At 45.6% G+C, this 24,241-nt stretch carries 22 protein-coding genes; 11 read left to right on the forward strand and 11 right to left on the reverse strand.

Translation table 11 applies throughout. The features are described 5' to 3' along the window. Positions 1-26 precede the first annotated feature (26 nt). The gene (locus tag KOD92_RS11975) at positions 27-1,022 is read right to left on the reverse strand and encodes a glycosyltransferase family 2 protein (RefSeq protein ID WP_310589443.1); all 996 of its coding nucleotides are present in this window, start codon (positions 1,020-1,022) and stop codon (positions 27-29) included. Positions 1,023-1,291: 269 nt separating this feature from the next. On the opposite strand from KOD92_RS11975, the gene pgeF reads away from it, so the two are divergent. After that, complete coding sequence (gene pgeF / locus KOD92_RS11980; RefSeq protein WP_310589444.1) at positions 1,292-1,996, forward strand: peptidoglycan editing factor PgeF; 705 nt, start codon at positions 1,292-1,294, stop codon at positions 1,994-1,996. A 41-nt stretch (positions 1,997-2,037) separates the two neighbouring features. Here pgeF and KOD92_RS11985 read toward each other — a convergent pair whose 3' ends face one another. From KOD92_RS11985 to KOD92_RS11995, 3 genes are all read right to left on the reverse strand, one after another. Further along, a complete protein-coding gene (locus KOD92_RS11985) occupies positions 2,038-2,472 on the reverse strand; it encodes a histone H1/H5 family protein, HCT subfamily (RefSeq protein WP_215233808.1) in 435 nt (144 codons plus the stop codon). 88 nt (positions 2,473-2,560) lie between these two features. After that, positions 2,561-3,091 carry an RNA methyltransferase gene (locus KOD92_RS11990; protein WP_215233809.1) on the reverse strand — a complete coding sequence of 177 codons (531 nt, stop codon included), beginning with the start codon at positions 3,089-3,091 and terminating at the stop codon, positions 2,561-2,563. Between the two features lie 98 nt (positions 3,092-3,189). Continuing rightward, entirely contained in the window at positions 3,190-3,810 is a 621-nt protein-coding gene (locus tag KOD92_RS11995) for a response regulator transcription factor (protein WP_215233810.1), read from the reverse strand. 838 nt (positions 3,811-4,648) lie between these two features. Here KOD92_RS11995 and KOD92_RS27710 point away from each other — a divergent pair. Next, positions 4,649-5,035, forward strand: a complete 387-nt coding sequence (locus KOD92_RS27710; protein ID WP_215233811.1) for a GNAT family N-acetyltransferase — start codon at positions 4,649-4,651, stop codon at positions 5,033-5,035. Position 5,036: 1 nt separating this feature from the next. Here the strand turns inward: KOD92_RS27710 and KOD92_RS12005 are convergent, their stop codons facing one another. Beyond that, positions 5,037-5,681, reverse strand: a complete 645-nt coding sequence (locus KOD92_RS12005) for an FkbM family methyltransferase (protein WP_215233812.1) — start codon at positions 5,679-5,681, stop codon at positions 5,037-5,039. Between the two features lie 34 nt (positions 5,682-5,715). After that, a complete protein-coding gene (gene wecB / locus KOD92_RS12010; RefSeq protein WP_215233813.1) occupies positions 5,716-6,819 on the reverse strand; it encodes a non-hydrolyzing UDP-N-acetylglucosamine 2-epimerase in 1,104 nt (367 codons plus the stop codon). Between the two features lie 65 nt (positions 6,820-6,884). Here wecB and KOD92_RS12015 point away from each other — a divergent pair, with 65 nt between their 5' ends. From KOD92_RS12015 to KOD92_RS12030, 4 genes are all read left to right on the forward strand, one after another. Then, positions 6,885-8,408: a lipopolysaccharide biosynthesis protein gene (locus KOD92_RS12015; protein WP_215233814.1), complete on the forward strand. Its 1,524-nt coding sequence runs from the start codon at positions 6,885-6,887 to the stop codon at positions 8,406-8,408. An 86-nt stretch (positions 8,409-8,494) separates the two neighbouring features. Beyond that, positions 8,495-9,109 (forward strand): class I SAM-dependent methyltransferase, encoded by a 615-nt coding sequence (locus KOD92_RS12020; RefSeq protein ID WP_215233815.1) that lies wholly within the window; start codon positions 8,495-8,497, stop codon positions 9,107-9,109. Then, positions 9,109-10,011, forward strand: coding sequence for a glycosyltransferase (locus tag KOD92_RS12025; protein ID WP_215233816.1), 903 nt, complete (start codon positions 9,109-9,111; stop codon positions 10,009-10,011). Before KOD92_RS12020 ends, KOD92_RS12025 begins: the two co-directional genes overlap by 1 nt. A gap of 12 nt (positions 10,012-10,023) precedes the next feature. Then, complete coding sequence (locus KOD92_RS12030) at positions 10,024-10,830, forward strand: FkbM family methyltransferase (protein ID WP_215233817.1); 807 nt, start codon at positions 10,024-10,026, stop codon at positions 10,828-10,830. A gap of 3 nt (positions 10,831-10,833) precedes the next feature. Here KOD92_RS12030 and KOD92_RS12035 read toward each other — a convergent pair whose 3' ends face one another. Next, a complete protein-coding gene (locus KOD92_RS12035; RefSeq protein WP_215233818.1) occupies positions 10,834-12,099 on the reverse strand; it encodes a nucleotide sugar dehydrogenase in 1,266 nt (421 codons plus the stop codon). 133 nt (positions 12,100-12,232) lie between these two features. Here KOD92_RS12035 and KOD92_RS12040 point away from each other — a divergent pair, with 133 nt between their 5' ends. Beyond that, the gene (locus KOD92_RS12040) at positions 12,233-12,583 is read left to right on the forward strand and encodes an ORF6N domain-containing protein (RefSeq protein ID WP_215233819.1); all 351 of its coding nucleotides are present in this window, start codon (positions 12,233-12,235) and stop codon (positions 12,581-12,583) included. A gap of 58 nt (positions 12,584-12,641) precedes the next feature. Here KOD92_RS12040 and KOD92_RS12045 read toward each other — a convergent pair whose 3' ends face one another. Then, entirely contained in the window at positions 12,642-13,550 is a 909-nt protein-coding gene (locus KOD92_RS12045; RefSeq protein ID WP_215233820.1) for a class I SAM-dependent methyltransferase, read from the reverse strand. A gap of 125 nt (positions 13,551-13,675) precedes the next feature. On the opposite strand from KOD92_RS12045, the gene KOD92_RS12050 reads away from it, so the two are divergent. The 4 genes from KOD92_RS12050 to KOD92_RS12065 all read left to right on the forward strand — a co-directional run bounded on the left by KOD92_RS12050 (position 13,676) and on the right by KOD92_RS12065 (position 20,401). Then, positions 13,676-14,926 (forward strand): glycosyltransferase family 4 protein, encoded by a 1,251-nt coding sequence (locus KOD92_RS12050; protein ID WP_215233821.1) that lies wholly within the window; start codon positions 13,676-13,678, stop codon positions 14,924-14,926. Continuing rightward, on the forward strand, positions 14,919-15,698 hold the full coding sequence (locus KOD92_RS12055) for a glycosyltransferase family 2 protein (protein WP_215233822.1): 780 nt from the start codon (positions 14,919-14,921) through the stop codon (positions 15,696-15,698). The genes KOD92_RS12050 and KOD92_RS12055 overlap by 8 nt, the downstream gene beginning before the upstream one ends. Positions 15,699-15,907: 209 nt before the next feature. Beyond that, positions 15,908-19,000 (forward strand): SusC/RagA family TonB-linked outer membrane protein, encoded by a 3,093-nt coding sequence (locus tag KOD92_RS12060; protein WP_215233823.1) that lies wholly within the window; start codon positions 15,908-15,910, stop codon positions 18,998-19,000. A 27-nt stretch (positions 19,001-19,027) separates the two neighbouring features. Next, positions 19,028-20,401, forward strand: a complete 1,374-nt coding sequence (locus tag KOD92_RS12065) for a RagB/SusD family nutrient uptake outer membrane protein (protein ID WP_215233824.1) — start codon at positions 19,028-19,030, stop codon at positions 20,399-20,401. An 81-nt stretch (positions 20,402-20,482) separates the two neighbouring features. On the opposite strand, the gene KOD92_RS12070 is transcribed toward KOD92_RS12065, so the two are convergent. From KOD92_RS12070 to KOD92_RS12080, 3 genes are read right to left on the reverse strand one after another with little or no spacing between them, the layout of a single operon-like run. Continuing rightward, positions 20,483-21,787: a DUF4302 domain-containing protein gene (locus tag KOD92_RS12070; protein WP_215233825.1), complete on the reverse strand. Its 1,305-nt coding sequence runs from the start codon at positions 21,785-21,787 to the stop codon at positions 20,483-20,485. Between the two features lie 4 nt (positions 21,788-21,791). Beyond that, positions 21,792-22,721: a zinc-binding metallopeptidase gene (locus KOD92_RS12075; RefSeq protein ID WP_215233826.1), complete on the reverse strand. Its 930-nt coding sequence runs from the start codon at positions 22,719-22,721 to the stop codon at positions 21,792-21,794. Positions 22,722-22,733: 12 nt separating this feature from the next. Further along, on the reverse strand, positions 22,734-24,203 hold the full coding sequence (locus tag KOD92_RS12080) for a RagB/SusD family nutrient uptake outer membrane protein (RefSeq protein WP_215233827.1): 1,470 nt from the start codon (positions 24,201-24,203) through the stop codon (positions 22,734-22,736). Between the last annotated feature and the right edge of the window lie 38 nt (positions 24,204-24,241).

Below are 24,241 nucleotides of genomic sequence, written 5' to 3' on the forward strand. Positions count from 1 at the left end.
AGGGCCAGTAGCGGCCCTTTTAAGTTTTAAGCTTTCGCTTTCGATTTCAGATTGTAAAGGTTGAGAGCAAGAAAGCTGTAAATCTTCATTGCAAAGCCGGGAATAATGAAGTCCCTGATCACTTCTTTTCTTCGCTCCGGCGCGGGGTCGCCGAGGGAAAGATATTTAAGCGCAAATTTCAGTCGCGGCCAGTAAGTGTGACCGTACTCCCTGGAAAACAGCAACTTATAGTAATATACCGAGATATTTTTCTTGATCCGCTCATCGTATTTATACCCCAATTCCTTATTGATATTCGAATACATCTGAATACGGTTAAAAAGGAAATCAGCGCCGTAATGGTTGTCAGCAAAGCTCGCCCCACCCCTGTTTTTACGATAAACGGACATTTCTTCATTAATATAACCGATCGGTCCGCGTGTGGCGAGCATGATATTGCGTGGAATGTCGCCGCTGGTCGAGAGGTTAGTCCACTCAGGATCTGGATGTTTAGCAAAATCCTCTCTCCTGAACATCAGGCTGGAAGTAGCAATAAAGCACAATTCATCTTCGCCGATCAGATCGTCGACCGTTATTTCAGGTTTATCAAGCGAATTTACCAGGTAAGGAGGCGCGGCATTATCGTCGAAAATAACACGCGCATTATGATAGCAAGCCGAATAATGCGGATTTGCGTCGAGCATTTCCACTTGTTTTTGCAGCTTATGCGGGGAAGTCAGGTAATCGTCACCATCAAATTGCGCAATGTATTCACCCTTCGCGGCCGCAAATGTGGACAATGCATTGAATTTTCCGTTCAGCCCCATATTCTTGGGATGAAGCAACAGCCTGATCTTGTCGGGATAACGCTGCTGATATTCTTTCAGGATCGCGGCAGTATTGTCTTTGGAGTTGTCGTCGCCCACCACAATTTCAAAAGGAAATGTAGTTTGCTGCATCAATATAGAATCCAGCGTTTTAGCTACAAATTTCTCGTGGTTATAGGTAACTACGCAGACACTCACTTTTATCATATCACTCATGCATTGATTTTAAGCTGTTCGCCCGGGGCAAATTTATTCATTTATTACAAATATCGGGCTGTCCGCTTACTTGCGGCAATTACCGGCCCACGATCTTCCGGCCCAATCTTCAAACCACTGCCGCGTAAAATAAATTCAGCTGCTTTTCCGCTCCAAAGCTTATTAGCCTACTTTTGAATAAATACACGAATTAAGAAATGACCGATTTCAGTACAACAAATCAAAAACCACTTTTTCGCAAACCGTCAATATTTGCAGGTTTGGAACACGTGATAGCTGCCGAAAGTACGCGGCACGGCGGGGTAAGTCCGGCTCCATTCAACTCGCTTAACCTCGGCGGCTCGCAAGATTCGCAAACGCATATTCTGGCTAATAACCACCGGTTTTTCGCGGCGCTAGGCGTGCCTTTTGAGCAGGTCGCCAAATCCCACCAGGTGCATGGAAATGAGATTATCAATGTAAAAGCACCCGACAGATTTGAAGGTTTTGACGCATTGATAACAAATGTTCCGGGTATTCAACTAGCTGTAACGGTCGCTGATTGTACGCCTATTCTCGTGTTTGACACTGTCAATAAGGCTTCCGCAGCCATTCACGCGGGCTGGCGCGGAACTGTGAGTGGAATTGTGAGTAAAACGATAGCGGCTATGCAAAACTCCTTCGGCTCTGACCCGAAAAACTGTTTCGCGTACGTCGGTACCTGTATTGATGAATGTTCTTTTGAGGTAGGCGAAGACGTGGCGCAGCATTTCACCAGTGCATTCAAGCGCTGGGATGAGAATAAAGGAAAGTTTTTTGTGGATTTAAAAAACGCTAACCGAGAGCAGCTTCTCGCAGCCGGGCTATTGCAGGAGAATATCGAGGTATCTCCCTATTCCACGGTACTGCACAATGAAGACTACTTTTCCTACCGGCTGGAAAATGGCGTAACTGGCCGCCTGCTGGCGACGATCGGTTATTTCCCGGAGGTGTAAAACAATAAAGCCAGCTTGCGGGCTGGCTTTATGTCGATTGACTATTGTTCGGAGGAAACTGGTTCCGGCGTGATTGGTGCCAGTTTAGCAACCGCTGGTTTCGAAACTCTGGTTTTTGGAGCGACGGATTTTGAGGCAACTGCTTTGTTAACAACCGGCTTCGCAGGAGCTGCTACCGGTGCTTTGGAAGATGCAGCTGCAACGAGCGCCGCGATCTTTTCTGTTTTCTCCGCTTTACCTTTTTTGCTGTCTTTCTTGTCTTTTCCTTTTCCCTTTATCTTCTTTTCAGCATTCTTTGTGTCTTTCTCTTTCTTCTTCAAAGTTTCCTTTTCGAACTTAGCGACCTTCTTAGCAAGCTTCGCAGCCGCTTTTTCAATCGATTTCTTTATTTTTTTTGAACCGGCTGAAACGGCCTCAATTTTACCTGTGATCGTTTCGGCAATTTCGCTGGATAACTTTTTTGTAGCGGATTTCATAAGGTTATTTTCTTAGTACAAAGGATCGATGCTGTAACCTGCAATTACCGTTTATTAATCGGTAAAGACCAAATTTCCAATGTTATATTTATGTTATATTTTCCCGCACAAACTCCCAAAGTACGATTCCTGCCGAAACGGAAACATTAAATGAATGCTTCGTCCCGAATTGCGGTATCTCCACACAACCGTTACTTGCAGCGATCACCTGGTCGGCAACTCCTTCTACTTCATTTCCGAATACAAATGCGCAGGGTTTGCCACGCTCGGGCTTAAAATGCTGCAAAAGCACACTTCCCTCAGCTTGTTCCACGCACCATATCTGGTATCCGTCACTTTTTAATCGGATGATCAGGTCTGCGATATCTTCCACTTTTTCCCAGCTCACGGCCAGCTCCGCGCCGAGTGCGCTTCTTGTGATTTCGCGATGAGGTGGCTGCGGGGTGTAACCGCACAAGTAAATTTTTCCGGCCCGGAATGCATCCGCAGTCCGGAAAAATGAACCTACATTATTAAGACTTCTGATATTATCCAATACAATTACAAAAGGAAATTTTTCCGATTCCTTGAACTCCTCGATGCTGAGGCGGTTCATTTCTTCTACTTCTAATTTTCTCATATTCAAAAAAAGGCGATTTCCGGCTTGCATTCCGGACTACTATAAACTAAAAAAGCTCCTGAACTATATTCAGGAGCTTTTTTGACCATGCTAATTCTTTATTTGATCTTCGTGATCAGCTCAACAATGTTCTTTACACCAAGCTTTTCAAAAATCCGGGCTTTGTAGGTACTCACAGTCGAAAGCTGCAAATTCAGTTTTTCGGCGATTTTGGCAGTACCTAACCCTTCTTTCAGCAAGTTCATCACATCCGTTTCGCGTGGCGACAGGCTCACGATCGGATCCGGCAGGTATTCTTTTGGATTGATCAGGCGATTGATATTCATTTGCTGCATATCCTCGCTCATATATTTTTTATTGTTCAAAACGCTCATTACCGCTGTTTTGAACTCTTCTTCGGGAGCGTCTTTCGACAGATAACCATCGGCACCTGCTTGCAGGTACATGAGTCCGTAGAGCTGCTCGTCGTAACTTGAAAACATCAATATCCTGGTTCCCGGAGATTTCTGGCGGATTGTTTCAACCATTTTGGTTGTATTTCCGCCCGGAATATTAATATCCAGTATCAGCAGATCGTAAAATTTAACTTCAATCTCTTGCAAGATTTTATCAAAATCATCAACATCCGAAATTGTGGAATCCGGAATAAGGGATTTGAGGAGGTGCTTCGTACCAATTCTCACTACTGCGTGATCTTCGGCAATAAGTATGTGTTTCATGGATGGGCTGGGGCCAAAAAAATGTAAAAATCTGGTTAAATTAATGTTAAGCTTTCATCTTTGCGCGGCTGTTCGCGGGGCTCAAAGACTTGATTACCAACCAGTGCTATTCTCAACCTCTCAATCCGGACTGTTTGAATAATTAACAAAAATAGCAATCTGCATTGTATTAAACATAAAAAATATCAAATTAGTATACCGTTATATTCATAATTACAATTACACACACTTGATTATACGCGATTTACGGAAAAAGACCGTATTTTCTTTGGACGATGGTCGAAATACTGTCCTGATATTCGACAAGCACTTTCCAGAAGCAGCTAACTACCAACCGGGCCACTATCTATATTACACGCCCGAACACCTTGTTACGCAAACCAATCAGACCATTTTCTCCTGTTTTTTGCTTCAATGCGAATCTTCGGACGTTGTAGCAGAACTTCACTGTACGTCAGCGGATGGTGTTAACTGGGTCTGCCCGCCCAGGTCCCCGTTTGGCGGAATACAGTTGGGCAAAAGGTGTGCAAATAGCGATCTGTTTTTCTTCCTGAATACTATAAAGATGTGGATTGAAACCCAATCGGGAAAGAAGCTTACTATCAAAACCGCCCCTACTTGCTACGACCCCGGCATACACACGATACTACATGACGTATACAATAATACTGACAATTGCGAATTATGTACCATTTCAAATCAACATATTCCTATCACGCCCTCCAATTTTCTGAGCGGCATACATTTGTCGGAAAAGAGAAGACTTAAAAAGTGTTTAAATGCTGGCTTTGAGGCCGGTTTGACCAATCAGCTGACAGCTAAACAATGCTATGACTTTTTGCTCAAGTGCAGAACAACAAAAGGTTACCAAATTTCTGTGTCGAACAATGAGCTGGAAGTGTTGCTAACTCAATTCCCCAACGACTTTCTGATTTTTACAGCGACAAAAAACAATGAAATAATTGCGCTGGTTATCGTAGTGCGCGTTAATGAAAAAGTATTGTATACATTCCTCTCGTCCTACCTGCCGGATTTCGCCACATTCAGCCCGATCGTTTTCTTGACTCAAAAAATTTATGAATATGGTCAGCAGAATGGTTTTAAAATATTAGACCTCGGGACTTCCCTGGATCATTTAGGAACTCACAAGGAATCACTAAGCCGGTTCAAGCGAAACCTGGGGGCGGAGACTTCTGAGAAAGTGACCTACCATTTTACATGGTAAGTTATATTCCCAGACAATTTCCGTCTCTGTAAAAAACGCTCGTACACGTTTCAATACCAACAATCGGCGTCATTCCGATAAAATCCAGCCGCCTGAAACCTTTGGTCGCCAGGTACTCTTTGGCAGGTGTGTACCAGGTTCTTTCGGAATTATCAAGAATGATCACGCCGTCATTCGTCAGGAAATCAGAGGCAAAAATGGCGCATTTAACCCTGTTACGCCCATCTACAATCACAATTTGATATAAATCACCGGTCGATTGCACAGCTTTAATGTAGCTGTCGCCCAGCGGTTTTTCCAATAAGGTAGTATTTGCAGGTAATTTCGGCGCAATTTGCTTGATCCAGCCGGCTTCATGTTCCACTGCGGTAATGTAACGAACCTGCCCAGCATACCAGATCGTAGAATTCCCTGAACCATATTCAAAAACGGTGAATTCAGGCTTCAAACGTGGTTTCAGGAAAAGAATAAAAGGGTAAGTATACCAGGGAAGCGGGTTCCCATTGGCATCGACCGACTGTTTGGTATGGTAGCTTTTAAACCAGCCATATTGCTTCAAAGCGCCACCCATAAAAAGTTGGACGCTGCCGCCCAGGCCCATTTTATTAAGCAAACCCCAAGTACTGTTCTTTATTTGTTTCAACATTGATATTGCTGCTCGGATATTGTCAGCTACAAACCTACGAATTAATGTACTTTTCTCTCAGAATGCGCGAAATACGCTCCGCAGCTTTTCCGTCCCAATATTCAGGAATACCACTTCTTTTAGATTTACCGGACAAAATTTTCTCCGCTAGCTGCGCAACAGATTCCGCTGTAAAGTCGGGCAGCAGGTGATTGGTACCTTCCGAAATCGTCACTGGCCTTTCAGTATTATTTCGTAGCGTAATGCAGGGGATTTGTAAAAAGGTAGTTTCCTCCTGGATCCCGCCCGAGTCCGTAATCACCAGCGCCGCGTTTTTTATAAGCCTTATAAATTCAAAATAACCCAGAGAAGCAATCATAATTAAGTTCTCAATTGCTTGGAAATCCTGTTCCATTCCAAAAGCATTGATATTTTTCAGTGTTCTTGGGTGAACAGAAAAAACGACTTTCAAATGTCGGGAAAGACATTTTCCTACTTCGAGGAGGTTTGTTAACCCGCCCTGATTATCCACATTCGCGGGCCGGTGCATGGTAATTACTATATACGTATTTGCCGCGAGCCCAAGCTCGGCAACAATATCACACGCATTAATATGCGACTCACAGTGGACCAGCGAATCGATCATCGTATTTCCCACCAGGTGAATCCTCGCCGGATGCACATTTTCGAGCAATAGATTCTTCATCGCCGAATGCTCCGTCACAAAAAGCTGATCCGAAATTGCGTCAGTCAAAATGCGATTGATCTCTTCCGGCATATTCCGGTCGCCGCTCCTCAGCCCGGCCTCCACGTGCGCGACAGGAATATGCATTTTGACAGCGACCAGCCCACAAGCCAGCGTCGAATTCACGTCGCCCACTACCACAATCAGATCAGGATTTTCTGTCAAAACCACTTTTTCAAATGCGAGCATGATCCGCCCCGTCTGCTGCGCGTGCGTTCCGCCATTTACATTCAAAAAACAATCAGGCTTCGGAATTTGCAGCTGTTCAAAAAAAATCCCCGACATCATAAAATCATGATGCTGCCCCGTGTGGACGATTTTAGACTCCATATCAGGATAAGCCAAAAACGCCCGGTGAAGCGGGGCCACTTTCATGAAATTCGGACGTGCACCCACAATGCTCAGAATTTTCAAAACGTATTCTTTTAGGGTATCTAAACCTTTTTATCGTATTTCGTCCCGCCAATCAAGTTCACTCAATGGGGATTATTGTTCGTCAGGGTTTTAAAAGTTCTATTGTTTCCTACGTCGGGGTTATCATAGGAACTTTCAACATTCTGATCCTCTATAACCAGTTTATGACGCAGGAGCAGCTCGGTTTGTACGCTTCTACCCTGCTCACTTTTCCTGTGATTTACATGTCTTTCGCATTGCTCGGCGTACCGTCAGTGGCTGTGCGGTTTCATAGCCGGTTTCAGGACGATGCGTCGCGAAGGCAGCTTTTTACCTTCATTATCATCACGCCGCTGGTAGGGCTCGCTGCATTTATTTCCCTTTATCTTCTTTTCAAGCCCCTCTATTTAAAGTTTTACCTCGACCATTCTCCTTTGCTGGTCAAGTACTATTACGTTTTCATTCCCCTAACGGTAGGGATGGTTTATTTACTGGCATTGGAATCCTATTCGCGTATCAATTTGCGCATTGCAGTTCCTTCGCTGATCCGTGAGGTCGGTTTGCGTTTGCTGAATAGTTTGCTGGTTATTCTTTTTGGGTTTAAAATCATTTCGTTTGATACGCTGGTCTGGCTCACGGTGCTGAGTTATGCACTGGCGATCGCGGCAATGCTGATCTATTTATATTTCCAGAAAAGGCTTTATACTTCGCTGGATTTCGGTTTTATCAAACATCCCGCATTCCGGGAAATGTACCGTTACGGACTCTGGGTTTTGCTGGGCGGCGCAAGTGCAGCTTTACTTCCGCATATTGAAAAAGTGCTGCTTCCTGCATTTGAAGGGGGTTTGAGCAACACCGCGATTTTTGATATTGCTTCCCGTATCGCACTGGTTATTTCTATTCCGCGAAACAGCATTGTGATGATCAGCGCGCCGATTATTTCAGAAGCTTACGCAAAAAATGACATTGCTCACATTGACAATATTTACAAGAAATCCTCCCTTAACCTCTTCATTATCGGCACCTTTCTGTTCCTGGGTATCTGGTGTAATATTGATTCGATCTTCGGACTGATCCCAAAATCGGATATTTACTCGCAGGGAAAATGGGTCGTGTTTATGGTGGGAGTTTCGAAGATCTTTGATATGGCAACAGGACTAAATACGGAGATTTTGACCAACTCCAAATTTTATCGTTACGATATCGTATTCATGCTGTTTTTCACAATTATGCTACTGTTAAGCAACCAGTTACTGATCCCAATATACGGATACAACGGAGCAGCCGCGGCGGCGCTATTCTCTACGATCACTTACAATTTCCTGAAACTGTTTTTTATCAAAAACAAAATGGGCATTCAGCCATTTACGATTGGAACCGTAAAAGTGGCTTTCCTGGCTGCATTAGCCTATTTGTCCGTTTATTTTATTCCAGCACCCACAGACTCAAAAGTGCTGAGCACCGTATTGTTCGATATTTTGTTGAGATCCGTATTGGTAACCACCATTTTTGGCGGCGGAATTTTGGTCTGGAAGGTTTCGGAAGATATTTCAGCCGGCTTCAATCTGGGCTGGCAGTTTTTCAAAACCAGTCTGCTCAGACACAAATAAGGTGGATTGAAGCGGATATTCTAAGTTTATTATCTTTGGGTAAAAACGTCCTTTAATCCGGGCGTACCAATATATCAGCCTGATCAATGTCTTTAAAACAAAAAATAGTAGCCGGCCTTCTGAAAGAACCGTTTAGCCGGTTTCAGCTAACAACTTACGACCGCAGCAAGCCGATCAATATGGTGGTAGGCTCGATGTTTTCCGTTTACAAAGGCTGGATACATTCTGACATTGAGACCCTTAACTTATTGAAAGAGAGCGACTGGGCTAAGTATTTCGAAGAAAACAGCATTGACCGCGTTCTCGCCGAGCACGTTTGGGAACATTTGACTCCCGAAGAAGGAAAGCTGGCTTTCAAGCATTGCTACATGTACCTGAAACCCGGTGGCTTTCTGAGAGTTGCAGTGCCCGACGGCTACCATACAGACGAAAATTACATTAATTACGTCAAGCCAGGCGGCACCGGCGAAGGCGCCGATGACCATAAGATTCTGTACAACTACCAGATCATGTCAGGCTTCCTCGAAGAGATCGGTTTTACAGTAAAACCGCTTGAATATTTTGACGAAAATGGTCAGTTCCACAAAAATCCCTGGCGGACCGAAGACGGAATGGTAAGGCGCTCCGCCGATCACGACGACCGCAACAAAGGCGGTAAACTCGGCTACACCTCCCTGATCATTGACGCTTATAAAAACTGATGAATCAGTCGGAACCGCTAGCTCCTATCGTATTATTCTGTTACAATCGACCCGGACATTTGCGCCAGACACTGGAACATTTGCAGGCTAATATACTGGCTTCGGAAAGTGAATTATACATTTATTCCGACGGCCCAAAAAAGGAATCCGATCAAGCTGCGATTCAGGAAATACGCGCTTATATTTCTCAATTAGGCGGCTTTAAAAAAATCAATATTACGGAGTCGGAAACAAATCAGGGGCTTGCTTTTTCTGTAATAAAGGGCGTAAGCGAGGTAATTGCGCGATACGGGAAAGTGATTGTGCTGGAAGATGATATGCTTACTACGCCTGATTTCCTCGATTATATGAATGAGGCTCTGCAAGTGTACGGTTCCCGGAAAGATATTTTTACAGTAACTGCCTACACACCACCTATATCAATTCCAAAAAACTATAAAAACGACGTTTATCTCGCACCAAGAGCCAGCTCCTGGGGCTGGGGTACCTGGGCGGAAAAATGGAAAAAAGCCGATTGGAATGCGGAGGAATTGACAAATTCCGACAAAGTTGCTCCTATTCGTGAAAGGCTGGAAAAAGGTGGAAATGACCTTTGGCCGATGTTGATCAAGCAGCAACGGGGCATTATCGATTCCTGGGCGATCCGCTGGACGTTTACACAGTCGCAACAGCAGGCTTACGGTTTGTACCCGGTTCATTCCAAAATAAAAAACATTGGAACAGACGGTAGCGGCACTAATTTTACCTTCAAATCCGGGAGTTACGGGCACGAAATGAACACCGGCAAAGTTGAAATGAAACCCGATATTCAGCCCGACGAGCATGTAATCCGGCTTTTCCGGGAATATTATAATTTACCTTTTTCTGTCAAAATAAAAAATTGGGTCAAGTACCGAATCTGACCTCCACCGCTTATGTACTGGCTCCGATACCTGCTGAAAGAACCTTATAATGCGCTCAACACGGCTGCCGGCCGGGAGTTTGTGGGGTTATTGCTTAAATATGGAAATAGCCCCAGGTACAAACTAACTGACGTCGCATTCGGGAAATTCAAACTGTCGGTGCCAGATGTAATGTCTTTCCTATGGCAGCACAAGGAGATCTTTGCAGATGAATTTTATCATTTTGAGACCAGAAACCCGCAGCCAGTCATTTTTGATTGCGGGGCAAATGTGGGAATGAGTGTTTTGTATTTCAAAAATTTGTACCCGAATGCGCGGGTAATAGCATTTGAAGCGGAGCCGGACATTGCCGCATTGTTGAAGAAGAATCTGGCGGCAAACTCGATTCAGGGTGTTGAAGTAGTCGACAAAGCAGTTTGGAAAGATTCGGAAGGTATCTGGTTCGGCAGCGAGTCGGCGGATTCCTCTTCTATTTATTCGCAGTCAGAAAAAAAGAAAATTGCTTCGGTTCGTCTGAAAGATTTTTTGCTGGCCGAGAAACATATTGATTTCCTCAAAATAGATATTGAAGGCGCAGAAAAGGAAGTGCTCGATGATTGCCGGTATGATTTACAGCACGTGAGCAACCTTTTTGTTGAATTTCATTCCTATTTCAACAACCCACAGGGACTTGCAGATGTGATCCGGATCTTTGAAGAAAATGGGTTCAGATATTATTTAGATACCAATCAGCACCGCCAGAGACCATTTACCAATCGCCGCTACCGGGGGAACGACGTCATGGACCTGCAATTAAATATCTTCGGCTGGCGGGAATAAACACTACAACCTCGCATCGACCATTTCGCGCGGCAATACCGATTTCAAATCATAAATAACGGATTCGGGAAAAGTAAAGCTTTTGAAGTCCAGTTCACGGAACAGATCGTGCGCCACGGTCAACACTACTCCTTCATATTGACCTTTTGGCTCGGGAACCAATGTAATCCCGTATTCCGCCAGCGCCAGTTCGGGCGAGGCCCAGGGATCGTAAATATCGACCTGCAAACCAAAGTCGCGCAGTTCGCGATATACGTCAACAACCCGCGTGTTCCGCATATCCGCGCAGTTTTCCTTGAATGTAATGCCTAGAATCAGTACCCGGCCTTTATCCAGTCGATGCCCTTTTTTTGCTAGCAGCTTTGCTAATTTATTAGCCACAAAAACACCCATCGTATCATTCACATCCCGGCCGGAGAGGATAACCTGCGGATAATAACCCAGCGATTCGGCCTTGTAAGCAAGATAATAGGGATCGACACCAATACAATGCCCGCCAACGAGGCCAGGTTTGTATTGCAAGAAATTCCATTTGGTACCGGCAGCTTCCAGCACTTCGGTGGTATCAATATTCATCCGGTCGAAAATCAGCGCAAGTTCGTTAATGAATGAGATATTGACATCTCGCTGCGCATTTTCGATCGCCTTGGAGGCTTCGGCTACTTTTATGCTGGGCGCCAGGTGCGTGCCGGCGGTGATTACGGATGCATATAAACGGTCGACAAAGTTTGCAATTTCAGGTGTCGAGCCGGAGGTTACTTTTTTTATTTTGGTAAAAGTCCGCACCTTATCTCCGGGATTAATGCGTTCGGGTGAATAGCCACAAAAGAAATCTACATTATATTTCAATCCACTCACTTCTTCCAGCACTGGCACGCAATCCTCTTCCGTACAACCCGGATAAACCGTTGACTCATAGATCACAATATCGTTTTTGCGAAGATATTTACCAATCGTTCTGCTTGCATTGAGCAATGGTAACAAGTTCGGCTTTTTGCGCTGATCTACGGGCGTAGGTACTGTTACAATGTAAATGTTCGCAGATTCGAGGTCTGACTCCGTATTTGAAAACCGCAGATGAACAGCTGCTTCGAGCTCCCCGCTGGAAATTTCCCTGGTTGTATCCTCAAAACCGAGCAGATCCGAAATGCGCTGGCTGTTAATATCATATCCTAAAACATCATACTTATCGCTGAACGCCACTGCCAGCGGAAGCCCCACATACCCCAGCCCGATCACGGCAATTTTCTCTTGCAAATCCGGAAACATCTACGCTCAATTATTTTGTAGGGCATAAAACTATGCATATTTCACCCTACCAAAAAATTTCAGTTCTGACCGTTACCAATTTGCATTTGCTACGTATTGATTAAAGTAAAGCTGAGAAATTTTAAACAATACTATGGAACTGGATATCATACAAAACAAAGTTTTCACCCTACGCGGGTTCAAGGTAATACTCGATTTCGACCTGGCAGAAATGTATGGAGTGGAGACAAAAGCATTGAAGCAGGCTGTCAGAAGAAACACAGACCGGTTCCCAAGCGATTTCATGTTTGAACTCTCGCAGAATGAGTTCATCGGGTTGAGGTCACAATACGTGACCCCAACTCGGGGCGGTAACAGATACCTCCCATTTGCATTCACCGAACCTGGAATTGCTATGCTATCGAGTGTTTTAAGAAGTGAAAAGGCAGTGCAGATTAGTATAGAGATTATTAGAACCGTAATCTTACCGGGCCTACATGATTAAACTGTTATAAAAATTGAATGCAGAAAGATCACCGATCGGTTTTCGGCCGGGTGAATGATCAATATGCGTAAGGATTGGGTGGGAATGTGTGGATCTGGAAGCCGTCTTTTCGCATTGCTTCCAGCGTTTGCGGAGAAGGTATCTTCTTAAAAATCACTGCGCATAGTACCTGCGAAGGCATTAATGATGCCTTTACAAGGAAATTATGAAATGCGAGCTTGCGCTTGATCTTGCGGAATGCAACGGATGAATCGTCGGCCTTTTCCTGACTGTACGACGGGTGATAATAGTTGTTATTAATACCTTTGAAAGCAACCATAGGGAGCCCCATTCCATTGGCTAGCTTATCCATTTCCCGCTCTGAAAGCTTGAAAACATAATTCCCAACCTCTTCAAACGAATACCTGTTTTTCCAGTATTTCTGTAAAAGTGTAGTATCAAACCGATCAAAAATATTCCTTAACGCCAATAAAAAGGGCATTTTTGAGATCGGATCGTGTGGCTCGACCAATATCACACCTTCCCTCGCGACGCGAAGCATTTCGTAAACGCCCAGATATGGTCTTGGAAAATGGTGGTAAGCTTCCTTGCAGAACACATAATCGAAACTATTGTCATCAAAAGTGAGCTTCTCTACATTCTCAACCGAAAATTTATCAATAAAACCTCTTGCCTTTGACAAAGGCAGGAATGCTTCGGATATGTCAGTAGCGGTCGTTTCGAGCCCGTTTTTATAAAAATAATTGGCATCGAACCCATAACCGTCACCGACTGTCAGCCAGGATTTCGGCTCTTTCATGAATGGATTGGCCAGCGCCAGCATTCGTTGGTGGATCCAGTGATTGATCGTTTTGTGCTCATTATCATATTCCCACAACTCAATCGCCCGGTCCTTCGCTTCCTTCGTCGCGTACTGAACATCGTACCACTCCGAATGCGCTTCGTGGCTGCGCTTTTCATTAGACATGTTCGTCAGTTTACTTATTTCCCGATAAAGATAGATTAACGAATAAAATTTTTAACCCCGGAACTGTTTAAATTTACCACCTATAACACGATTGCCGCGGAACCGGATCAGCACAAAACATTTACATGGTACTTCATTTAAGTACATTTCATTTGGAAGGAGGCGCGGGAGTGGCGGCGGCGAGGTTACACAGAGCCTTGCAAAAATCGGGGATTGACTCACATTTGCTTACTCAGTTTTCGAGCCGGGAGAAGGAAAATGTAACAAGTTTGGCCGATACTAAATGGCAGACAAGAAAGGCGTGGAGCTACTTCATTGCCGAGCGCCTCGCCTTTTATCCGCACGAAAAAGATGCTTCCGTCCGGTTTGCATTTTCGCCCGCAGAAGCTGGTGTCGACATTTCGGAACATCCTTTGGTTCGTGAAGCTACCGTGATTCATTTGCATTGGGTCAATTTTGGTTTTTTGTCAATCAGTTCGCTGCAAAAGCTGTTTCTGCTTGGTAAACCGATCGTCTGGACTTTGCATGATATGTGGACTTTTACGGGCGGCTGCCATTATAGTCGCGGCTGTGACAAGTTTCTGACGCATTGCGGCTACTGTCCCTATCTCGCCAAACCCGACCGTTACGACATTTCATTTTCTCAGTTCGAGGCAAAAGAAGCATTGTACGCCAAGCCGGATCTGGCATTAATATCTCCCAGCAACTGGCTGGATCAAATGGTTAAAAATGCGCCGCTTACCGCTGGAAACAGCTCCAAATGCATTCCCAACTGCATTGATACCCAGTTTTTTACTCCGCTAGACCAGAATATCGTGCGAGTGAATCTGGGATTACCAGTTGATAAAACACTGATCCTTTTCACCGGCGCTAATATTCAGGATGTGAGAAAAGGATTCAGCTATTTTCAGGAAGCGCTGGCCTTGGCAAAAAGCCACTTTCCGCATATTGAAGTGATGATTTTTGGAAAAGCAGATAAGGATAACCTGGTCGATTTTCCGGTGCCGGTACATTATCTTGGAAAAATCACGGAGCCACAAGGAATGGTCGACGCTTACAATGCTGCCGACCTGATCGTGGTGCCTTCGCTGGAAGACAATTTACCCAATACTATTATGGAAGCAATGTCGTGCGGTACGCCGGCGGTGGGTTTTGCAACAGGTGGAATTCCTGAAATGATCGACCACAAAAAAAATGGTTATGTTGCAGAGCTCAGGTCAGTTTTGTCATTAACAGAAGGTATTAAGTGGGTTTTGGAAAATGATCAGGGCGGTAAAATAGCTGCACTTGCCCGGGAAAAAGTGCTGGAAAGCTATTCTGAGCATATTATTGCAGATCAGTATCAACAACTCTACCAGTCACTCCTGAATGGATAACCAGCCGCTATTGACCATTATCACGGTCACTTACAATGCCGGAACTGTCGTGGAACGGACGCTTAAAAGTGTGCAGGCGGCGCTCGCGCAAGTCGAGAAACCGGAGCTGGTAGAATACCTCATCATTGACGGGAAATCCAACGATGACACGCTTTCAATATGCGCACGCTACTCGGGACTAATTTCAAGGGTTGTTTCTGAAAAAGACCGGGGCATTTACGATGCAATGAACAAAGGAATGGCGCTGGCGACAGGAAAATACCTCTGGTTTCTGAATGCCGGTGACGAGATTTATAGTCCTGACATTCTCCAAAAATTGCTTCCTGTCTTGAATCAAGGTTTCGATATCGTTTACAGCGACGCAATGATGGTTACTGAGTCGGGGAAAGAGCAGGGTCTTCGGAGCAAGTTTACGCCGCACGACCTGCCGGAAAATATCAGCTGGAAAGACTTCAACCTGGGAATGAAAATCTGCCACCAGGCATTTATAGTAAAAAAAGAGATAGCGCCTGTTTACGAGGTGAATAACCTCAGTGCCGATATTGACTGGGAGATAAAATGTCTTAAACGAGCCAGTTCCACCCATTTCCTTTCACTTATACTCTGCCGTTACCTGCTGGGCGGTACTTCTGTCAAAAATCACCGTCGCTCGCTGACCGATCGCTTCATAGTTTTAAAACGACATTTCGGCTTGATTCCCACCATTTTAAGTCACGCGAAGATTATTTACCGTGGCATTAATTTTGCTGTTAAAAGAGGCAAATACTGGTAAATACCCCCACTCTTCTTTATTACTATTTTAAATTATTCTTCGAAATACGCAAATACAGCGCACCAAGTCGAAGATATCCTATTTTTTACAGGAATGTTAACAACTCATACTACATGCGTTTTCAAATATTTCGTAATATAATTTGGGCTAACTTTCATTAGACATATATTTGCTTTTGAAGAAAATCAACTCAACCAAACCAAATAATTATGAAAAAAACTCTGCTATTAGCACTTTTTTTCTTTGTGGTAACATGGATGTCGGCGAGCGGACAGGATGTGAGGATCACTGGAAAAGTATCAGGTGACGACGGCTCGACCCTTCCGGGAGCCTCTGTGCAGTTAAAAGGAACCTCAACCGGAACACAAACCAGTACGGACGGTAGTTACACGATCAACGTGCGGAACGCTGAATCCATACTAGTTTTCAGTTTCGTAGGTATGATAAGCCAGGAAATACCTGTGGGGAGCCAAAGCGTGATCGACGTGCAGTTATTGAGCGACAGCAGAAATCTCAGCGAAGTGGTCGTGACTGGTTTTGGCTCGCAGATCAAGCGGGATGTAACGGGGAACATTGCACAGGTAAAAGGTACCGAGATCCAGAATATGCCCGTGGCGAGTGTGGATGCGGCTTTACAGGGAAGAGCGGCCGGTGTGTATGTGAACAGTGGCAGTGGTAAACTGGGCCAGGCGATCAACGTGCGGATCCGTGGAAATTCCTCGATCAGTGCAAGCAGCCAGCCCTTATATGTAGTGGACGGAATGCCGATCACGACTGCGGACCTAAGCAATAGTACCGGCGGCGCGACCAACCCTTTGGCCGACATTAACTCCAACGATATTGAGTCGATCGAAATCCTGAAAGATGCATCTGCGGGTGCTATTTACGGTTCACGTGCAGCAAACGGGGTGGTATTGATCACGACGAAACGTGGGAAGGCAGGAAAAACGAATGTGAGCATTAATTACCAGCTGGGTTCTTCAGAAGCGACGCGCCGCGTGGATTTTCTGAATGCAGACCAATACGTGAAATTTTACACCCAGGCAGCTAATAACCGTGATCGCATCGACGGCACCGATCCAAATGACCCGGATTCTTATACGCAATACATGATCGGTGAAGGCGGCTTTTTGGACACTTATAGTCTTGGCACATTCGGTACACCGCAGCAGAAAGAGTATTTGTGGCAGGATGAGGCATTTCAGAAAGCGCCTATGCAGCAGCTCGATTTCCAGTTGAACGGCGGAACAGACAAGACTAAATTTTTCCTCTCGGGCCAATATCTTGACCAGAAAGGAACAATCATCGGCAACAAGCTCGACCGCGTTTCGGCTCGAATGAACCTGGATCACCAAGCTTACAAATGGTTGCAGATCGGACTTTCAATGGGGCTTGCCAGAACTATCAACAAACGTTTGCCTGGGGATAATGCGTTCTCAAACCCCCTCCAAATGGCCGCATTGACACCATTGACGCCATTTAATGATCCCGAAACGGGCTTACCTACGGGAACTCCTCCGGGAGAAGTGGGCGTGCCGCTTTACTTCAACCCGATGATCACAAGCCGGTATGCAAGTTTTATAGCGACTTCTTTCAGGAACCTGACCAATGCTTATGCGCAGATCAATATTACACCGGAGCTGAAATTCCGCAGTGAGCTGGGTATTGACCTTTTGAACCAGAATGAAGAAAGCTACTACCAGACTCAAAACGTACGTAACGTAAGTACTGCTAGCAGCGGGCTGGGCGAGAACTTTGCAACTTTTGTAACGAACTACAATACGAACAACTTTCTTTCTTACGACAAAACACTGAATAACCACACGATTGGGGGCACATTGGGTATGTCGTACCAGCAGTCGCAAAACAAGAGCAGTTTCATTGAGGGATCGCAGTTTCCTTCCAATTCTTATAAGAAGATCGCCAGTGCGGCTACCAAGTCGGGCGGAGGTTCTTCGGAAACCAATTTCCGTTTCCTTTCCTATTTCCTGCGGCTTAATTACAAATTCTCAGACAAGTACCTGCTTTCAGCCAGTGCACGTATTGACGGATCGTCGCGTTTCGGAGCTAATTCGCGCTACGGATTTTTCCCTTCCGTATCGGCAGGCTGGGTACTTACAGAGGAGAATTTCCTGAAAAATAACAATGTATTGAGCTTCCTGAAACTGAGAGGTAGCTACGGTTCGACCGGAAACTCGGAGATCGGCGACTTTCCTCAGCTTGGTTTGTTTTCGGGAGATGCGGGATACGCGGGAGCAGCGGGACAGCGGCCTTCGCAACTTGCTAATCCGGACCTGCGATGGGAAACGACCAAACAGGCGGATTTTGGTATTGATTTTGGTTTGTTCAATAACCGTATCAATGGGGAAATCGACTATTACGAGAAAAAGACGAATGGGTTGCTACTGGAAGTGAACGTGCCGGCTACCACAGGTTTTGCTATTAAAGTTGCGAATGTTGGTAAACTGGAAAATAAAGGTTTTGAATTTGTATTGAATACCCAAAACCTGATCGGCAAGTTCAAATGGAGCACTTCTTTGAACCTGGCCGCAAACAGGAACAAGGTTACTGATATTCAGGATCAGATCATCGAAGGTGGGTTGGCGAATATGAGCCGGGTAATGGAAGGTCAGCCGGTTGGTGTTTTTTATACCGTAGAATATGCAGGTGTTGATCCGGCGAACGGTAATGCGCTTTTTTACAAAAATACCCCTACCGAAGGGAGAACCACCGTTACAAATAATGGCTATAACACGGCCCAGCGCGTAGTGGCAGGTAACCCTAATCCCAAGGTGGTTGGCGGTATTACCAACACATTTTCCTTCGCAGGTTTCGACCTCAATGTATTCTTCAACGGAGTTGCGGGTAACAAGCTCAATTTCTACGGAGTGGGCCAGTATTCTTCTGCAAATGGTATTTATGAAGATAACCAAACCGTGGATCAGCTGGACGCATGGACGCCCGAGAATCCGAATACCGATGTCCCAGAGGCTCGCTTTTACCGCGGAAACGGGAATCAGGCTTCCAGCCGCTATATTATGGACGGATCATACCTGCGCCTGCGTACTTTGACACTGGGTTATAATCTGCCTTCAACAGTTACGAGTAAGATCAAAATGGACCGCGTGAGAGTTTACGTTTCAGGATTGAACCTGGCCACATTTACCAACTATAAAGGTTGGGACCCGGAAGTTAACACCGATGACCTGAGTGCGAGGGACCTGAAATTTGCGACAGGAACTGACTTCTACACGCCTCCTCAGCCGCGTACTATTCTGGTTGGTATCAATGTTGGCTTTTAATTCATTTCAGCTCTTAATTGCAAAATCATGAAAAAAAGAAAATACATATATTCCCTGGCCCTGGTAGCAGGCTTGTTTCTGGCCAATGGCTGCGCCAGTAAGCTCGATGTTGAGCCGACGCAGAGTATCGATGAAGAAGTGGCACTCAGCACTTCGCGTGACGTGGAAGTAACTTTGATCGGTGCTTACGACGGATTACAGGATGTGGACGTTTACGGCGGCGCTTTTCAGCTGGCTTCCGAGCTGCTCGGAAACAGCGACGAACTGGGTTTTGGAGGTACTTTTCAGAATCTGCTGGAAATGTACAACAAGGAAATTACGACACAGAATGTAACTGCGCTCGCGACGTGGAGAGATTCCTATGCGACGATCAACCGCTGCAACAATGTGCTGTCGGCGCTCGATATCCTGGAAGAAGACAAGCGCGAACGTGTGGAAGGCGAGGCTCGGTTTATCCGTGGTTCCGTGTACTTCGACCTGGTGCGGCTTTATGCAAAAACCTGGGGCGATGGCGATAACAATGCAAATCCGGGCGTCCCCCTTATTTTGACCCCGACCCGCGTTGTGACGGACGCAAATAATGTCCCGCGTAACTCAGTAGCAGAGGTGTACGCACAGGTTTTGGAAGATTTAACGGCTGCGAAAACACTTTTGCCGGAAGAAAACTCTATTTACGCCAACAAATATGCCGCATCTGCCCAGCTGTCGCGCGTGTACCTGATGCAATCCAATTTTGCACTGGCAAGAGACGAGGCTAATGAAGTGATCAATTCCGAAATGTATCCGCTGGAAGACAATTTTGCATCGCTCTTCTACACCTTTTTGCGCAATGGCGGTGACAACCCTGACGAGTACATCTTTGCGATGAAAGTAACGGCGCAAGACGGAGTAAATGACCTCAATACCTTCTTTGGCGCGACCATCGAGGATATTACAGGTACTGCGGGAAGAGGAGATATACGGATTTCGCCTAAACACCGAAGTTTGTATGAAGCCGGTGATACACGCGGTAGCTTTTTTATCACTACGATCAATACTTATACGCAAAAACATATTGATAACTTCGGTAACGTGCTGCAATTCCGGTCTGCTGAAATGTACCTGACCCGCGCAGAGGCGAATTTCCGTCTGGGCACGGCTGTGGGCGCAACGCCGGTGGCGGATATCAATCTGATCAGAACACGCGCAGGACTTAAACCGGCTGCTGCGGTTACACTGGAATCAATTTTGAAAGAGCGTCATCTGGAACTTGCATTCGAGGGTCACATGTTGCATGATATCAAGCGGAACAAAAAGAATGTGGGCACATTGCCCTACAACTCTCCGAAGCTGATCATGCCGATTCCGCAGCGCGAAATTGATGTGAACAAGGCGCTGGTACAGAATGAAGGTTACCAGTAGACGAAACTGAAAGCATAAAAAAACACTCCTCGTGCATTACGAGGAGTGTTTTTTTATGCCCTGAAAATATTAAAAGCCAGATTACTCCCAGCTGATCCACGCTTTCGCATCCTTCGCACTTACCATATCATAGGTTGTTTCTGAGGTCTGAATCAGGTAGTAGCCGCTTTTTTCGTATAATAAATTGACTGAATTAATCGCCGGGCCGCTCGTCGGTACTGCTCCAAATGTTCCGCGGGCGGTTAAGATAATCCTGCCGTCGGCTGTAAAGGTGGGCGGCTCTCCAAGGTGTCCGTATTCTTGGAACAAAGCATCCGCCGTAAAAAAAATGGGACTGAATACCTCGTAACGGGTATCTCCGCCAGGTACGTAACTGTAATAGGCATATTGCTTATCCTCATATTCCAAATCCTTCACACCAAACGCATCATCAACCCCATTGACATGAAATCCAAATTCCGTCCGCCAGTCACCGCCAGATTCAACCGGTTCCTGCCACCACCTTCTTACAGCGGCAATATCAACAGAAAGTGGTTTGATCGCTTCTTGTACAACCGTATTAGCCCCTCCTGCTGAAAACCGCAGCTGCGTCGGATTTGCATTCCACGTAAAATTGGTAAACCCGTTTATAGTTTGAGAACCGTTAACAAGCGGTTTCAAAAATATAAGACTGGCGCCGGCGAAGTAGTAGCCTGTTGTAAAATTCTTAGGTACATTCCCTTCCAGCCAGGTCAGTTTTATGGTTCTTGTCTGCTGATTGGGTGTAATTTCGTAAGTTATATTACCGACAGTGATCCGCTTGAAATAAGTCTGATACTTGGATATATTATTGAATAACACCGCTTTGGCCAGGTCTCCATTTGCATAAGCCGTCGCCTGTGCCTGCGTCGCTTTGGTGAGTACAAGCCTGCTCTGGTTTTTCCGTCCGACGAATGTCACAGTTTCTTCTTTTAGAGAATCCGGAAAAATGCTGAATTCAAAATCCGATTGTAGTCCCTCTCCAACTCCCCCGCCATTCACGTCCGGATTAGGATCCGAGAGTATATGAAGATAGGAATAGGTGTCGAAAATCAGGGACGGTGTTTGCATTGCTTTCAACCGGTAGCTGCTTTCTTTGGGTTTCGCGGCAGTTTCGGCCGAGAAGTCAGAATACATCACCACTCTGTTCTGATCATTGAACTTGAAGTGAAATCCATAAGTACCCCCGCCTTTTGGATAAATAATGGCATTCCAGCCGTAAGGCGCATCCACCAGCAGCTTTTCATAAGACGCCAATGCAGCATTCAAGCGCGTGTCGGCAGATTCTTCAAACAGGGTATCATCGCTATTCTCGCAGGAAAATAAAGCCGGAGCAACGAATAGCAGACAGAGAAAGAGTTTTTTCATTTGGTTAAAAAAGTTGGTTCATCGATCCCCTAACCCTTTTTTGAAGGCTATAAAAATCTATATTCCACGTGTTTTTGTAATAGGCAACCACAATCGCTTCTTTTTGCCGGAGCGACGCCTGCGCCTGCGCTTTGGTAACGCCCCTTGGACTAGTACCCTCCGGAATTGAATTTACGATCTTGTCGAACCCGGCTTTCCCTTCCGTCAGCATCATGGCGATCATTTCTACAAAATCTTCATCAAAATTCAGCGAGCTGTATGCAGTCACAAAACCATCACGCCGCGCGTCCTCATTAGACCAGTTGATCCAGTTCCCACCCTGGTAAAGCGATTTGGTAATGTTCTTATATTCAACCGGGTACAAAACTGTCTGATGCAAAATGTGACCAAATTCGTGGTGTATCGTATGCAGGAACCAGTCTTTCACAAAAGAAGAATCCTCAGCCGCATTATAGCCCTGCATTCCTTTGATCTTGAACAAATTAACCCCGAACAAAACCACTTTACGTCCGCCTTCGGCAGTACCGAGCGTCACCGAACCCTCAGCATTATACTCGTTACTGCCCGAAAGAATAAAGAACTTGGGTGAGAATTTGTTGTAAAAAACTTTCCCTGCTTCCTGCACGTAAGGTATCGTCCACGCTTTTGTAATCGTCCTCAATAGCGGGATTACCTGCGCTTCGTCAGGCGGTACCAGCGTTTTTGTGATGTTACCGAACTCAAACTGGTCCCATTTGTACTTGGCCGAAATGTTGTAAGGCGTTGTCATACTGTCAAGTATCCACTTATCGACGGGCCCGGGCACCCAGGTATCTCCACCCAAACCCGGAATATCTTCCACTTCGCCGATTTTCTCCTCTTTACACGAACTCAAAAGCGCGCTGGAAGCAAGCATTCCAAGAAAGAAAATTTTCGATATCGTTTTAGCTAGCATATTTCTTTTCGATTATCTGGTATTCTGTTCAATTCCTGCCAATGTTGCCGATTGTGGTATTTGCAAAACCCTCCTTGGGTCGCCGGCCGGCACCGAAATCACCTGCCCCGATGAAGTCTGGTGCTGTACCGGAATCGCGTAGCGCTGTATATCAAACCATCGCATTCCCTCCTGCACAAACTCAACCCTTTTGAAAAGCAGCACCGTATTCACAATTCCTGACCTGAGGTTACCACCAAAAAAGTTTGTAATACTTCTGGAAGTGATCACGTGCGTGGAAGGATTGTAGTTGGAAACCCTTTTGCTTGCAAACAGGTTAAGGTCCGCAATTGCCGCACTCGTATTGTTCAGGTAAGCATTTGCCTCAATTCTGTTGAACAAAACCTCTTCTGCTGTAAACAGAGGCACCATTACATAAGGAAATCCAATTTCTGCATTCACAGATTCCCGAACGAAATATTCATTCAATTTCGGGATCAGATAATTGTTATCACCCTGCGTGTACAAAGGATAAGCCCAGCTCGCACTGCCACCGATAATCCCCTCCCCTTGCGAAACTTCCTGCCATTTCCTGAAATTCATTCCGTAACGGTATTGCGCTACATACCTACCGTAAGTAGACGAAGTTTCGGCAAGGAGCAAGTTGGCATTCTGGCTCGCGCGGGAATAGGTGTTGTATAATTCCTGCGGGGATAAACTTTCATAGGTAGTGTTCCAGGGGCGAAGGTTATCTCTGATACTCTCACCCGGAAAAGCGGCATTCGCATATTGCACAACCTTGGCATAATCCCTTTTTACCAGATAAAAACGGCTGGCGAATGCATTTGCTGCTGCGCGGTTGAAGTGGTATTTAGGTACTGTATAGCTGCCGTCGGCGATCAGAGGAAGACCTTCGAGTAAATCCTTCTCGATCATACTGTAAACAAAATCTACCGTGCGGCGATCGTATTGTTTCAATACCACTTTTTCAGGAACTGTCACATACGGAACGCCCGGGCTCGGGTTCGTTTGTGTCGCGTCAAAAAATTGACTAAAAAAATTGACAAGCATAAAATGCGCGTAAGCACGTGCGACCAGCGCCTCTCCCCTTTGCGCAGAATACTGCTGTGGATCAGGGACTTTGCTGATAATGTCCAGCGCCTCGTTCGCTACCGAAATAGCGCGGTAACATTCCGCCCAGTACTGATCAGGCGAATCCTGTTCGTCTACCGTCGCTTCTACTTCCTCAAAAAGAAATGAAAAGCGGTTGGTCTTATCATCTTCCCCGGTACCCTTATCGGCCACATTATCGCTCATGGATTCGGCAAACAGCACATAACTGGCCTGCGGATAAGCGGTAGCGAGCAACTGAGATACTTTTTGAGGCGAGTTAATGGTTGCCCGGGTACTGTCAGGTTCGGTAGAAAGAAAATCCTCGCAGCCCGCCAGAACAAGCAGCAGCGGGATGATCAAAAGGCTTTTTATATTTCTTAGTCTGTTCATATTTAATATCTTAAATCAATGTACCGGTTTCACAATGC

Origin of the sequence: Dyadobacter linearis (genome assembly GCF_907165045.1) — a bacterium.
GTDB lineage: Bacteria > Bacteroidota > Bacteroidia > Cytophagales > Spirosomataceae > Dyadobacter > Dyadobacter linearis.